We start from the raw sequence: 13872 nt of genomic DNA on the forward strand, positions 1-13872 counted from the left end.
CGGCTTTTATATGCATAAATGGTGATCTAGTAGGCGCGGGCGTACCAACGTCCTTCGGCGCTGCGCTCCAGCGAGAGCGGCACCCCGAACGTCTGCGACAGGTTCTCGGGCGTCATCACGTGCTCGAGCGGCCCCTGGGCCACCACCGAGCCGTGCCGCAGCAGCAGCCCGTGCGTGAACCCGCTCGGCACCTCCTCGACATGGTGCGTCACCAGCACGAGCGTCGGCGAGCGGTAGTCGCCCGCCAGCACCGACAGCCGGCGCACCAGGTCTTCGCGACCGCCCAGGTCGAGCCCCGCCGCGGGCTCGTCGAGCAGGAGCATCTCGGGGTCCGGCATGAGAGCGCGGGCGATCTGCACCCGCTTGCGCTCCCCCTCCGACAGCGTCCCGAACCGCCGCCTGATCAGGTGGGCCGCGCCCATCATGTCGATCAGCTCGACTGCCCTGGTCACGTCGTTGGAGTCGTACTCCTCCGTCCAGCGGCCCATGATGCCGTACGAGGCCGTCAGCACCAGGTCGATGACCTTCTCCTCGGGCGGGATGCGCTCGGCCAGCGCGGCGCTCGCCAGCCCGATCCGCGGCCGCAGGTCGAACACGTCCGCCTGCCCCAGCCGCTCCCCGAGAACCTCGACCACGCCCTCGCTCGGATAGAGCAACGTGCTGGCGACCTGCAGCAACGTGGTCTTACCCGCGCCGTTGGGCCCGACGACGACCCATCGTTCGTCCGCGTTGACCGTCCAGTCGATGCCGCGCAGCAGGGCGGCTCCGTCGCGCCTGACGGCGACGTCCTGTAGCCGCAGCACCTGACCACCCATCCCCGATACCTCCTTAGGAGTCACGCTCGGGACAAACCTATTGCAGGGCGAGCGCTTATCGTGGATCGGTGCGCCCTGAATCGACTGTCTGTCCCTCCCTGGTCGCCTGGGGCAACGCGTGGCTCGCCGGTCACGTCGGCCTCGACGAGGCGGCTGACCACGTGGAAGCCGCCGGCGGCCCCGCCGTCGCGGGCGACCTCCCGTTGCGTAAATACCTCGCAAACCTGCGTGCCGACGGCCTCCGGGAGCTCCGGCTCGCCCTGCCCGCCCCCGGCGATCCGCTGGGGCTGTCCGGGCCGGCGCCGCTCAACTCGGCCGCGGTGGACGCCGGCCAGGCCGCCATCGCGGTGCTCGGGGACCGCAACCTAGGCCTGGTGCCCACGCCTGATCTTCGCGGGTCCTCCTATGTCGGGGTACGCCTGGAGGTGTATGACTCCGGGCCCGTACGCCATGACCTGCCGACGCTCTCGGAGGCCGAGCGGGAGCTGTCGGAGGCCATGCGCTCGGCCACCGACGCGCTGTCCTCCGTCGAAGGGCCCATGCAGGCCCGGCCCTCGGCCGTGGAGCGTCAGGGCGGGGAGCTGGCGCCCGGCTATCCCGCGCGGGCGCACCGCGTCGCCACCCTGGCCGCCCGGCTGACCACGGCGCTGCGGCTCGCGGACGAACGCGGTCTCACGTCGGGGCAGATCGCCGCCCGCGCCGTGGCCCTGCGCGAGCTCGACCGTGCGGTACGCCGTGCGCTCGTGGCCGCCCATCACGCGATCTTCGAACCGCTCAGGAACTGAGCTTCCACAACCTGACCACCTTGTCCTTGCCCGCGGACACGATGGCCGCGCCCTCGTCGAGTGGGACGATGCCCACGGCGTACACGCCCTTCTTGTGCGCCTTGACCGGCCTGCCGAGCGTCTTGCGGGTCTCGGGGTCCCAGAGCCTGATCGTGCCGTCGGTGCCGCCGGACAGCAGCACCGTACGGCCGTCCAGGGCGCCGAAGGAGAGCGAGTAAACGATCTTCTTGTGGCCGGACAGGGTGGCGATGGTCTCGCGGCTCCCCGGATCCCAGATCCTGATTTTTCCGTCTTTACCGCCCGACGCTATGACCGTCTTCCCGCCCACGTTGCCGACGGCGACCGAGTAGACACCCTTGGAATGGCCCTTGTACGCCTTCCCGTACGCCTTGCGCTTGGCCATGTCCCACACCCGGACCGTCTTGTCCTCGCTGGCCGAGATGGCGACGGCGCGGCCGCCGAGGTGGGTGGCGCTGAGCCAGTTCACCGGCTCGCGGTGAGCCCTGATGATCTTCCCCGTGGCCTTGCGCTTCTTCAGGTCCCAGAACCTCAGGTAGCCGTCGGCGTCGCCGGTGACCGCGACGTACTTGCCCTTCACCTTGGTCACCGCGACCGCGTAGACGGCGTCGCCGTGCCGGCCGAGGACCGTGCCCTTGTGGGTCTTGAGGTTCCACAGGCGCACGCTGCCGTCGTAGCCGCCGGACACGGCCATGGGGGTGCTGCCCACCATCACGCACGCGACCGCGTACACCTCCTCGCTGTGGCCCCTCATCGTGGCCAGCGACCTGTGCCTGGCGAGGTCCCACAGGCGCACCCGGCCGTCCTGGCCACCGGTGACCAGCCACGTCCTGCCGCCCGCCGACAGGGCGGAGAGCGTCTGCACGCCCTTGGTGTGACCTTTGAACGCCTTCCCGTCCTGCTTGCCGAGCACGGGCACGACCGCCTGCGTGGGAACGACGGTCGGGGTGGGTGTCGGTGTCGCGCTCCGGGTGTGGGTCGGAGTCGGTACGGGGCTCATGCTGACGGAGGTGGTCGCCTGCGCCCCGATCCCGCCGGTCTGCCGGCCGGGGCCGAACATCTTCGGCCCGAAGTACAGCACCCCTCCGGCCAGGGCGAGCGCCACGACGAGCGAGCCCGACACCATGGCCGCCCGCCTGCGCCTGGCCTTGGCCTCGTCCGGCCGCTCCTGGACCGGCGCGTGCTTGAAGAACGCGTCGTTGTCCACCCGCGGCGCCGCCGCAGAGGGCGCGGCGTTCATCGGGTACGGCGGCGGTGTCTGCCACTGCCCCGGTCGAGGAGACGCGGACACCCTCCCGGACGGATCGGCCCACCCACCAGCGCCGACGGCGGGCGTCCGGCCATCGGGACTCGCCCAGCCGTTCCCTGTGGAAGGGCCGGCGGGGGCCGGCCCGTGAGCGTGCGGGGTGCGTTCGGCGGCGAGCTGGGACCCCGTGTTGAGCGCGATCTCGTCGTCGACCCCCGGGGACTCGCCCCGGTTCGCCAGCAGCGCGAACAGCGCGTCGGCCGCCGTGGGCCGCTCGTCGGCCCGCTTGCGGAGGCACGCCTGCACGATCGGCCGCAGCTCGTCGGGGAGCGTGGAGAGGTCGGGGTCTTCGTGCATGACCCGGTAGGCGACCGCGGGCAGGCTGTCCTCGCCGAACGCGGGCCGTCCCGTGGCCGCGAACACCATGGTCAGGGCCCAGCCGAACATGTCGGCGGCCGGGCCCACCCGCTCGCCGGAGATCTGCTCGGGCGACATGTACGCGGGCGTCCCCACGATCCCGCTGCTGACCGTCATGGCCGAGTCCGGCGCCCGCGCGATGCCGAAGTCGATCACCCGCGGGCCGTCGGCCCCGAGCAGCACGTTGCTGGGCTTGAAGTCCCTGTGCACGACGCCGGCGCGGTGGATGGCGGCCAGGGCGGTGACCGTGCCGACGGCCAGACGGTAGAGCGCGCCGCCCGTACGCGGCCCCGTCCGCCGCACCACCGCCTGCAGCGAGATCCCGTCCACCAGCTCGCTGACGATGTACGGATGCTCGCCGTCCATGTGAGCCCCGAGAACCTGCGCCGTGCAGAACTGGGCGACCCGGCGCGCGGCCGCCACCTCGCGCATGAACCGCTCAGAATCGAGGCCGGGCCTGTCCAGCCGGGTGTGCAGCAATTTGACCGCCACCCGCCGCCCGTCAGGGGACTCGGCTTCGTAAACGGTCCCCTGCGCCCCCTTGCCCAAGCGGCCGATCAGCCGGTATTCGCCCAGTGTCCGAGGATCGGTCGGCTGTAAGGGGTGCGTTTCCGGCACCTGGCCCTCCCCGTTGTGCTAGACCCCCGATCACAAGCGTGATAGACCCCGGCGAACCCCCGCAAGCAATCCCAGGTCACGAAAGATCATCGCTCTTTGCGAAAAATTGCCCCTTCGCAATAATCATGGAGTTGATCGGGGATTTCCAGCACCACACGGGGAGCCATCCCATGCGCAGAAGCGTCAGTCTGTTCTTAGCCGGCGGTCTGGCCGTCGCGCCACTGGCCGTGCCCGCCCAGGCGAGCGCCGCCGCGACCACCGTGCGCACCACTGTGCCCACCACCGCGGTCGCGCAGTTGAAGCCGTACTCGAAATTCAAGATCTCCGTCAGGCACACCACACGGACCAAGCGCGGCGGAAAGATCACATACTACGTCCGGGCCAAGAACCTGGGCCCCTACTACGCCGACTACTACTGGATGGGCGGCCAGCTGCCCAAGGGCGTCCGGACCACCCTGCGCTGGGGCGGCCCGAAGGGCACCAAATGCACCTGGAAGGGCCAGTGGTTCTGGTGCTGGGGCCCGTTGCGGCTCGAGAAGGGCAAGACCGACTGGCTCAACTTCCAGCTGACCCTGAAGCCGGGCACCAGGGGCTCGGTCGCGGCGCGCGTCGGCGTCATGTCGTTCGACGTGCAGCAGGGCATGGAGAACATGAACGAGGAAGAGCTCAAGCGCCTCGGCATCAAGAGCTACCTGTGGCTCAAGAAGGTCAGGACCCAGATCGTCACCCCGCCGCGGCGGCCGGGCCGGACGTGGACGCCGCCTCCCCCGGTCAAGACGTACAACCCGCCCGCCAGCCACGAGGAGACGAACAAGAAGAAGGACACGTGACCTGAATCACCCCAGGCCGTGCCGTACCGCATAGAGCGCGGCCTGGGTCCGGTCCTGTACGCCCAGCTTCATCAGCACGTTGGAGACGTGGGTCTTGACCGTCTTCTCGGCGACCGCGAGGCTCCTGGCGATCTCCCTGTTGGACCGGCCGGCCGCGATGAGCGCGAGCACCTCACGCTCGCGCTCGGTCAGCGGCACGGGCCCCGGCGGGTCGTTCTGCGGCGACAGCATCGCCTCGGCCGCCTCGGGGGCCAGCAGCACCTGCCCCCCGTGTACGGCGCGCACAGCCTGGACCAGCGCGGGCGGATCGACGTCCTTGTAGAGGAACCCCGACGCCCCCGCCCGCATCGCCGGCCCCACGTCGGACCGGTCACTCACCGAGGTCAGCACGATCACCCTGGTCGCCGACCCGGCCAGCCGCTCGAGCGCGCCGAGCCCGTCGAGCACCGGCATCTTCAGATCCAGCAGCAGCACGTCGGGCGCCAGCTCCGCGACCAGCTCGACGGCCTGCGCCCCGTCGCCCGCCTCCCCGACGACCGTGAGGTCGTCCTGGAGGTCGAGGAACGTCCGCAGCCCCTGCCGCACCACCGGATGATCATCGGCGATCAGCACCCGGATCAAACGCCCACCTCCATGCGTACCGTGGTCCCGCTGCCGCGGGCCGACTCGACGGTCATGAGCCCGCCCACGGACTCCGCCCTGTCGCGCATCGACACCAGGCCCAGGCCGCGCGACTCCACCTGTTCGAAGCCCGTCCCGTCGTCGCGTACGGTCAATGCCAGCTTGCCGTCCTCGTACGCCAGCCGCACGGACACGCTCACGGCCTCCGAGTGCCTCAGCGCGTTGTGCAGCGCCTCCTGGGCCACCCTCAGCACCGCCACCTCGACCGCGGAGTCGACCCCCGGCAGCTCCTCGCACTCGAACGTGACCAGCGACGGATGGAGCCGGTCGAGCATGCGCACGTGCTTGCGGAGCGTCTCCGCCAGGCCGTGCCGGTCGAGCTCGGCCGGCCGCAGCTCGACGATCACGGCCCGCAGCTCGGACAGGGCCTCCCCTGCCAGGCGCTGGACGCGTTCGAGCTCCTGAGCCGCCCTCTGGGGGGCCCGGTCGAGCATCGCGGAGGCGGCCTGCGCGGTGAGCCTGAGCGAGAACAGCTTCTGCGTCACCGCGTCGTGCAGCTCGCGGGCCATCCGGTTGCGCTCCTCCAGCATGGCCAGCTCGCGACCGCGCTCGTACAGCCTGGCGTTGGTGAGCGCGATGGCGGCGTGCGCGGCGAAGAGCGTGAGCAGGTCCTGGTCGGCCTGCGTGAAGCCGCCGGCCGTGCGCTTGTTGGCCAGGAAGATGATGCCGAGCACCTGCTCGCCGTCGCGGATCGGCACCCCGAGGAAGTCCTTCATGACCGGATGCGCCTTCGGCCACCACTCGAACCTCGGGTCCTTGCGCAGGTCGGGCAGCCTGACGGGGGCGCCGTCGCGGAGCATCGCGCCGAGCATGCCGTGCTGTCTGGGCAGCGGGCCGATCGCGTCCCACTGCTTGTCGGTGATGCCCTCTGCGACGAACTCGGCGAACGTCCCCTCGTCGTCGGGCACGCCGAGCGCGGCGTACCGGGCGTCCAGGAGCCGCTGCGCCGAGCGTACGATGACCTGCAGCACCTCGCGGACCGACAGGTGGCGGGTGACGGCGAGCACCGCGGAGCTCACCGCCTGCAGTATCTCGTCTCGGTCGGGGGACACGGTCCCCAGCTTATGGTCCTAGGACGATGTGCCCATGCGGCGGCGGGCCCTCAGCCCGATGTGCGCCGCCCGCCGCGTTCCTAGCGTCGGCACCATGACGAACACCGCACTCATCACCGGCGCTTCCCGCGGCCTCGGCCTCGCCCTGGCAAGGTCGCTGGCAGGCGCGGGCTGGAACCTCGTACTCACCGCCCGCGGCGCGGACGACCTCGAGCGGGCCGCGGCCGAGCTGGGCGCCACCGCGATCCCCGGCGACGTGACCGAGCCCGAGCACGTTCGGCGGCTGGCTCAGGCGGTGCCCGAGCTGGACCTGCTGGTGAACAACGCCGGCGATCTCGGCGTCACCCCGCTGCCGCCGCTGGCGGGCTACCCGCTGGAGGCGTTCAGGGTGCTGCTGGAGACCAACGTGACCGCTCCGCTCGCCCTCATCCAGGCCACACTGCCCGCTCTGCGCGCGGCGCGCGGGGCCGTCGTCAACATCACCTCGGACGCCGCCACGGGCGCGTACGAGGGCTGGGGCGGCTACGGCGCCACCAAGGCCGCCCTGGAGCAGCTCTCCAACGTGCTGTCGGCGGAGGAGCCCGAGGTGCGGGTCTGGTGGGTCGATCCGGGTGAGATGAACACCCGCATGCTCGCCGACGCCGTGGGCGCCGAGGAGGCGGCCGCCGCCACCGACCCGGCCAAGGTGGCCGAGGCGCTGCACGACCTGGTCAAGGCCCGTCCGGCCGGCGGGAAAGTGAGCCTGCAATGACGCTCGCGCTCGACTTCGCGCTGCCGCCCGGCCTGTCGGCGGGCGAGCCTCCCGAGGCGAGGGGGATGTCCAGGGACGCGGTACGCCTGATGGTCTCGCGCGGCGACCGCGACCCCTCGCACCACCACTTCAGCGACCTGCCGGGGCTGCTCGACCCCGGAGACCTGATCGTGGTGAACAACTCGGCGACCCTGCCCGCGGCCGTCCGGCTCGACCGGCTGGCCGTGCACTTCTCCACCTCCAGGGAGGACGGCACCTGGCTGGTCGAACTGCGCCGACGTACCGCCACGGCCTCGGAGCCCTACGGCGGGGGCGAGCCGGGCGAGTGGCTGCCGCTTCCGGGGCGGGCGACGCTGCGGCTGATCGAGCGGGAGACGCCGCGGCTGTGGCGGGCCTCGCTCGACCGGGACGTCGAGTCGTACCTGCGGGCGCACGGGGCGCCGATCCGCTACTCGTACGTGAGCGGGGACTGGCCGATCGAGGCGTATCAGACCGTGTTCGCGACCGTGCCGGGGAGCGCGGAGATGCCGAGCGCGGCGCGGCCGTTCACCACGGAGCTGGTGACGGCGCTCGTGTCGCGCGGGGTCGGGATCGCGCCGATCACCCTGCACACGGGGGTGGCCTCGCCGGAGAAGGACGAGCCACCCTACGCCGAGCGGTACGAGGTGCCCGCGGCCACGGCGCGGCTGGTCAACCTGGCGCTCGAGAGCGGCAACCGGGTGGTGGCCGCGGGGACGACCGCCGTACGGGCTCTGGAGACGGCCGCGGGCGAGGACGGGCGGGTGGCTCCCGCGGCCGGGTGGACCCGGCACGTCGTCACGCCGCAAAGCGGCGTACGGGTCGTCACGGGACTTATCACCGGGCTGCACGAGCCGCGATCCAGCCACCTGCTCATGCTGACCGCGATAGCGGGCGAGAAACCACTGGCACGGGCATACGAGGAGGCACTACGGAACGGATATCTGTGGCATGAGTTCGGCGACACTCACCTGATTCTGCAGAAATAGTCTTTACACAGATTTTGCCGTTATGATAGGAACAGCGGGCATTTAACGGGGGCTTTGTCTGTGTGCGTCCCCGTGCCCACTTCCTCAACGGAGACGTTTAATGCGTAACCTGACCAAGGCGGTGTCGCTGGCATTGCTGGCCGGCGCCCTGCTCGCCCCGGCTGTGCCTGCTTCCGCCACGACTGTCGCCAGCCAGCCGTTCTCGGTCTTCGACGTCAAGGTGAAGGCGTCGAAGACGGTCAAGGCCGGCGGCAAGATCAAGTACTCGATCGTCGCCACCAACAAGGGGCCCTACGAGGCTGACGCCTGGTTCGTCGGCGGCCAGTTCCCCAAGGGTGTCGATCTCAAGCGGATCTCGTACACCACGAGCGTCAAGAAGACCGAGTGCGGCCTCGAAGGCCGTGCGTTCTGGTGCTTCCTGCCGGTGGTCCTGGAGAAGGGCGACTCCATCGAGATGACCTTCGAGGCCAAGGTGAAGAAGGGCACCACGGCCACGCAGGAGGCCACGCTCGGTGTGGTCTCCTACGACGTCCAGACCGGCATGGACAACATGAGCAAGGAAGAGCTGGAGCGGCTCGGCATCCCCGAGCACGGCTACGGGAAGACGGTCAAGACCAAGGTCGTCCGCTAGCTCTGGAACGTTTCGGGCCGCGTCCGCAGGGACGCGGTCCACTGCGTTCATCAGGCGTTCATCTGGGACGTCGCGGCTTCGGCCGTTAACGGAATGTTCACCGCCACATCTGCGCCCGAATGCCCGACCTGCTTCACGAGCATCGGGCCGGGCGCAGTACCGTGGCTCGATGTGGACCAGCGCACCCTCCTCATCACCCTGAACGGCCCCGACCGGCCAGGTGTGACTTCGCGACTTTTCTCCGTTCTGTCCGCTTTTCCGGTGACCGTGGCGGATATCGAGCAGGTCGTCATCCGTGGCCGGCTCACGCTCGGCGTGCTCGTCGCGTACGCGGGCGGCCCCTCGACGGGCACCGGCACCACCCTCGGCGCCATGTGGACCGCCGTCGAGCGGGTGGCCGAGGACCTCGGCATGGAGGTGGAGCTCTCCACCGGCTCCCAGGCCAAGGAGCAGCGCCGCCGCGGCCGTCTGTCGGTCAGCGTGCTGGGCGCCACGCTCCAGCCCGCCGCCATCGCGGGCATCGCCGGACGCATCGCCGCCGCCGGCGCGAACATCGACCGCATCGAACGCCTCGCCCAGTGGCCCGTCACCTGCATCGAGCTCTCCGTCTCCGGCGCCGACCCCGCCTCCTTGCGGGTCGAGCTGGCGGCCGAGGCGGCGATCCAGGAGGTGGACGTGGCCGTGCAGCGCACCGGCCTGTCGCGGCGGGCCAAGCGGCTGATCGTCATGGACGTCGACTCGACGCTCATCCAGGGCGAGGTCATCGAGCTGCTGGCCGCCCACGCCGGGTGCCTGGACGAGGTGGCCAGGGTCACGGAGCAGGCCATGCGCGGCGAGCTGGACTTCGCCGAGTCGCTGCGGCGCCGGGTGGCGCTGCTCGAAGGGCTGCCCGCCGAGGTGTTCGAGCACGTGCGCAAGGAGGTCGTCCTCACGCCCGGCGCCCGTACGCTGGTGCGCACGCTGAAGCGGCTCGACTACCGCTTCGCCATCGTCAGCGGGGGGTTCACGCAGATCACCGACGGGCTGGTGGAGGAGCTCGGGATCGACTACTCCGCGGCCAACGTCCTCGAGGTCATCGACGGGCGGCTGACCGGCAAGGTCGTGGGCGAGATCGTGGACCGGCCCGGGAAGGCGCGGGCGCTGGAGAGGTTCGCGCGCGAGGCCGGCCTGCCGATCTCTCAGACGGTGGCCATCGGAGACGGGGCCAACGACCTGGACATGATCGCGGCCGCCGGGCTGGGCGTGGCCTTCAACGCCAAGCCCGTCGTGCGTCAGGCGGCCGACACGGCGGTCAACACGCCGTACCTGGACTCGATCCTCTACCTGCTGGGGATCTCGCGGGACGAGGTCGAGGCGGCGGACGCGGAGGACGGCGTACTGACGAGGTGACCCTCTCTCAGCTCTCCTTGGGGTCCCAGTGCGTGACCAGGCGTCCCTGGCCCGGCCAGAGGTCCTCCCAGGCGGGCTCCAGCTCGATCACCGCGAACGCCCCCGGCCGGAAGACGTAGTCGCCGCCGGCCAGCGCCAGGGCCAGCTCGTGCACGCCCGGGTTGTGCCCGCACAGCACCACGGTGCCCAACTCGGGATCGGCCCGCCGGACCACCTCGAACAGGTCCTCCGGGTACGCCTCGTAGATGTCCCGCTCGTAGCTGATCTCCACCTCGGGGAAGGCGATCTCGGCGGTGCGCCTGGTCCTGACCGCCGGCGAGCAGAGCACGACGTCCGGGGCGAGTCCGGCCGCCCTGATCTCGTCGCCCGCCCGCTTGGCGTCCCGCTCGCCCCGCCCGGTCAGCGGCCGCTCCCGATCGGCCAGGCCCAGGATGTGGTCGGCTTTCGCGTGCCGCAGCACAATCAAGGTCCGCACCGGATCACCCCGTCCTCGAGGCCCAGACGGCCAGCGCGACTATCACGGCCAGGATGACGAGCATCGCCAGCAGAATGAGGCCCAGGGTCTTCCCGCCGCTGGGCTGCTTGTCACCGTTCACGCGCCCAGTTTCCCATCCAGGGGTCTCGCTTCCACTCCCGCCTTCGACTGCGGGGTTCTGCAGCCTGGAACGCGAGACGCCCGCCCCTACGCAGCGGGGCGGGCGTCCCGAGGGTGTCATCGGGTCATGAGGCGACCGGGGCGTGCTCCCGGTTGTCGTTGTTGGCCGGCTCGGTGGTCACCGAGCGCCGCTTCGACACCACGATGGCCCCGACCACCACGCCCACCGCCACCACCGTGACGACGATGCGGATGACCGGGTTGCCCGCGTACAGCACCACGGCCGGCGCGACCAGGAGCGCCACCAGGTTCATCACCTTGATCAGCGGGTTGATGGCCGGACCTGCCGTGTCCTTGAACGGGTCGCCGACCGTGTCGCCGATGACCGTGGCGGCGTGCGCCTCCGAGCCCTTGCCGCCGTGGTGGCCGTCCTCCACCAGCTTCTTGGCGTTGTCCCAGGCGCCGCCCGAGTTCGCCAGGAAGACGGCCATGAGCGTGCCGCACGCGATGGCGCCCGCGAGGTAGGCGCCCAGCGGCGCGTACCCGAGCGCGAACCCGACCGCGATCGGCGTCATGACCGCCAGCAGGCCGGGCGTGGCCAGCTCGCGGAGCGAGTCGCGGGTGCAGATGTCCACGACGCGGCCGTACTCCGGCGTCTCCGAGCCGTCCATGATGCCCGGCTTGTTGCGGAACTGGTCGCGTACCTCGAACACCACGCGCATCGCGGCGCGTCCGACCGCCATGATCGCGAGCCCCGCGAAGAGGAACACGACCGCCGCACCGACGATCAGACCCACCAGGACGTTCGGCTGGTCCACGCCGAGCGTGAAGGTGGAGAAGCCGCCGAGCGCGGACTTGATGTCCGCGGTCGCCTTGGCCAGCTCGCCCTCCACCGCGGTGCGGAACGCGCCGAACAGCGCGGTCGCCGCCAGCACGGCCGTGGCGATGGCGATGCCCTTGGTGATGGCCTTGGTGGTGTTGCCGACGGCGTCCAGGCTGGTGAGCACGCGGGCGCCGTCGCCCTCGACGTCGCCCGACATCTCCGCGATGCCCTGGGCGTTGTCGGAGACCGGGCCGAACGTGTCCATGGACACGATGACGCCGACCGTGGTCAGCAGGCCGGTGCCGGCCAGGGCCACCGCGAACAGCGCGATCGTCACGTTCCCGAACCCGAGCAGGAACGCGCCGTAGACCGCGCCGCCGATGACCAGGGCCGAGTAGACGGCCGACTCCAGTCCGACGCTGATGCCGGCCAGGATGACGGTGGCCGGGCCGGTGGCCGAGCTCTCGCCGATCTCGCGTACGGGACGGCGGTTGGTCTCGGTGAAGTAGCCGGTCAGCAGCTGGATGGCGCTGGCCAGCACCAGGCCGATGAGCACCGCGCCGATGGCGATGAGCCGCGGGTCGGCGTCGGACCTCACGGTGCCGCCGGTCAGGCCGCCGAAGCTGCTGGGCAGGTACAGGTACGCGGCGCCCGCGACGAGGATCGCGGAGATCGCGGCCGAGATGAAGAAGCTGCGGTTGATCGCCGCCATGCCGCTGCGGTCGCTGTCGCGCACCCTGGTGACGAAGATGCCGATGATCGCCGTGATCACCCCGATCATCGGGACGATCAGGGGGAAGACCAGCCCCTGCTCACCGAAGGCCACCTTGCCCAGGATGAGGCTGGCGACCAGCATGACCGCGTACGACTCGAACAGGTCGGCCGCCATGCCCGCGCAGTCACCGACGTTGTCGCCCACGTTGTCGGCGATGGTCGCGGCGTTACGCGGGTCGTCCTCCGGGATGCCCTGCTCGACCTTGCCGACCAGGTCGCCGCCGACGTCGGCGGCCTTGGTGAAGATGCCGCCCCCGACTCGCATGAACATCGCCAGCAGCGCCGCCCCGAACCCGAAGCCTTCGAGCACGCCCGGCGCGTTCCCCTGGTAGATGAACACGACCACGGCCGCGCCGAGCAGGCCGAGGCCCACGGTGAACATCCCGGCCACACCGCCGGTACGGAACGCGATGCGCATGGCGCGCTTCTCGCCCGCTTCGTTGGCCGCGGCGGCGACGCGGACGTTCCCGCGCACGGCCAGCCACATGCCCATGAACCCGGTCAGCGCGGAGAACACCGCCCCGACCACGAAGAAGATCGAACGTCCTATGCGAAGTTCCGTCGTTTCCGCAGGTAGAAGGAGCAACAGGAAAGGAATCACGACGACGAAGATCGCCAACGTGCGGAACTGACGGGTGAGGTAGGCGGCGGCGCCTTCTTGTACGGCGCGCGCGATGTTCTGCATGCGCTCAGTGCCCTGGCCGGCGGACAGCACTTCGCGCACCAGGCCGCCTGCGACGGCTAGTGCGATCAGTGCGACCGCGGCGACCACGATCACGATGGTGAGATTGTTTCCACTCAGGGCCAGATTGGACGCTGGCTCCGCTGCCAGCATGTGCCTGCTCATCGTTCTCCTCGGCAAGACCGGTCGTCCTGCCCGGGCGGTGCTGCAGTTTTCCTCGGCGGGTGTTGCGGCACCATCCGGGTTGTGGGTGCCGCTTCCGGTTGAATCCGCGTTCCGCCGGATCACCTTGGCCGGTGCCGGGAGTCTACGCAGGCACCCAACGGATATGAAGGCTCTCGAGGCGGCTAATTGTGCTCGCGTCTAGTAATCCCCTGACGGCGACCCGGTTTGCGGCCTGACAGGGGAAATTTCCCCGGGTTTAAGGTTATGAAAACCTATCGATATGGCCAGACCGAAACTCCGGCCGTCGGGGGCCGCACCAGAGGACCCCAGGAGGCCGGCCTGCCATCGACTGCTGGGAGACGCCATCGGCACCTGAGGCCACGCCATCTGCGTCTCATCCGCGCAGGCAACGCTCGTTCACGCCCCGGCACACGGGTTCGCCCTCACCGCATGGTGGCGTCCATCAGCCCCTTGCCGACGCCGCCCCTGGATCGCCAAGCAACCGGAAGCGTTTCCGGGCAGCTGAAACGGGAGCCACGGCAGCTGACCACTTGTACAGGTCAGCGGCGACGCCCTGCCGGCCTCAGCCCCAC

The 13872-nt window shown here is 70.3% G+C and carries 12 protein-coding genes; 6 read left to right on the forward strand and 6 right to left on the reverse strand.

Going from position 1 to position 13872, the window contains the following annotated elements; translation table 11 throughout:
- Positions 1 to 26: 26 nt before the first annotated feature.
- A complete protein-coding gene (locus ABD830_RS38725) occupies positions 27 to 815 on the reverse strand; it encodes an ABC transporter ATP-binding protein (protein ID WP_344998727.1) in 789 nt (262 codons plus the stop codon).
- A gap of 68 nt (positions 816 to 883) precedes the next feature.
- On the opposite strand from ABD830_RS38725, the gene ABD830_RS38730 reads away from it, so the two are divergent.
- On the forward strand, positions 884 to 1600 hold the full coding sequence (locus tag ABD830_RS38730) for a hypothetical protein (RefSeq protein ID WP_344998729.1): 717 nt from the start codon (positions 884 to 886) through the stop codon (positions 1598 to 1600).
- Here ABD830_RS38730 and ABD830_RS38735 read toward each other — a convergent pair.
- Entirely contained in the window at positions 1590 to 3899 is a 2310-nt protein-coding gene (locus ABD830_RS38735) for a WD40 repeat domain-containing serine/threonine protein kinase (protein ID WP_344998731.1), read from the reverse strand. The genes ABD830_RS38730 and ABD830_RS38735 overlap by 11 nt on opposite strands.
- Before the next feature lie 170 nt (positions 3900 to 4069).
- Between ABD830_RS38735 and ABD830_RS38740 the strand changes: the two genes are divergently transcribed.
- Positions 4070 to 4729: a hypothetical protein gene (locus ABD830_RS38740; RefSeq protein ID WP_344998733.1), complete on the forward strand. Its 660-nt coding sequence runs from the start codon at positions 4070 to 4072 to the stop codon at positions 4727 to 4729.
- Positions 4730 to 4735: 6 nt separating this feature from the next.
- Here the strand turns inward: ABD830_RS38740 and ABD830_RS38745 are convergent, their stop codons facing one another.
- Positions 4736 to 5350: a response regulator gene (locus ABD830_RS38745; RefSeq protein ID WP_344998735.1), complete on the reverse strand. Its 615-nt coding sequence runs from the start codon at positions 5348 to 5350 to the stop codon at positions 4736 to 4738.
- Complete coding sequence (locus ABD830_RS38750; protein ID WP_344998737.1) at positions 5347 to 6462, reverse strand: GAF domain-containing sensor histidine kinase; 1116 nt, start codon at positions 6460 to 6462, stop codon at positions 5347 to 5349. Before ABD830_RS38750 ends, ABD830_RS38745 begins: the two co-directional genes overlap by 4 nt.
- A 94-nt stretch (positions 6463 to 6556) precedes the next feature.
- Here ABD830_RS38750 and ABD830_RS38755 point away from each other — a divergent pair, with 94 nt between their 5' ends.
- The 4 genes from ABD830_RS38755 (at position 6557) to serB (ending at position 10240) form a co-directional block, all read left to right on the forward strand.
- Positions 6557 to 7213 (forward strand): SDR family oxidoreductase, encoded by a 657-nt coding sequence (locus tag ABD830_RS38755; protein ID WP_344998739.1) that lies wholly within the window; start codon positions 6557 to 6559, stop codon positions 7211 to 7213.
- Entirely contained in the window at positions 7210 to 8220 is a 1011-nt protein-coding gene (locus ABD830_RS38760) for an S-adenosylmethionine:tRNA ribosyltransferase-isomerase (protein WP_344998741.1), read from the forward strand. Before ABD830_RS38755 ends, ABD830_RS38760 begins: the two co-directional genes overlap by 4 nt.
- Positions 8221 to 8320: 100 nt before the next feature.
- A complete protein-coding gene (locus ABD830_RS38765) occupies positions 8321 to 8851 on the forward strand; it encodes a hypothetical protein (RefSeq protein WP_344998743.1) in 531 nt (176 codons plus the stop codon).
- 171 nt (positions 8852 to 9022) lie between these two features.
- Positions 9023 to 10240: a phosphoserine phosphatase SerB gene (gene serB / locus ABD830_RS38770; protein WP_344998745.1), complete on the forward strand. Its 1218-nt coding sequence runs from the start codon at positions 9023 to 9025 to the stop codon at positions 10238 to 10240.
- Positions 10241 to 10247: 7 nt separating this feature from the next.
- Here the strand turns inward: serB and ABD830_RS38775 are convergent, their stop codons facing one another.
- Positions 10248 to 10715: a SixA phosphatase family protein gene (locus ABD830_RS38775; protein ID WP_344998747.1), complete on the reverse strand. Its 468-nt coding sequence runs from the start codon at positions 10713 to 10715 to the stop codon at positions 10248 to 10250.
- Between the two features lie 245 nt (positions 10716 to 10960).
- Positions 10961 to 13279 (reverse strand): sodium-translocating pyrophosphatase, encoded by a 2319-nt coding sequence (locus ABD830_RS38780; protein ID WP_344998749.1) that lies wholly within the window; start codon positions 13277 to 13279, stop codon positions 10961 to 10963.
- Between the last annotated feature and the right edge of the window lie 593 nt (positions 13280 to 13872).

This window comes from Nonomuraea helvata (assembly GCF_039535785.1).
In the GTDB taxonomy this organism is placed as follows: domain Bacteria; phylum Actinomycetota; class Actinomycetes; order Streptosporangiales; family Streptosporangiaceae; genus Nonomuraea; species Nonomuraea helvata.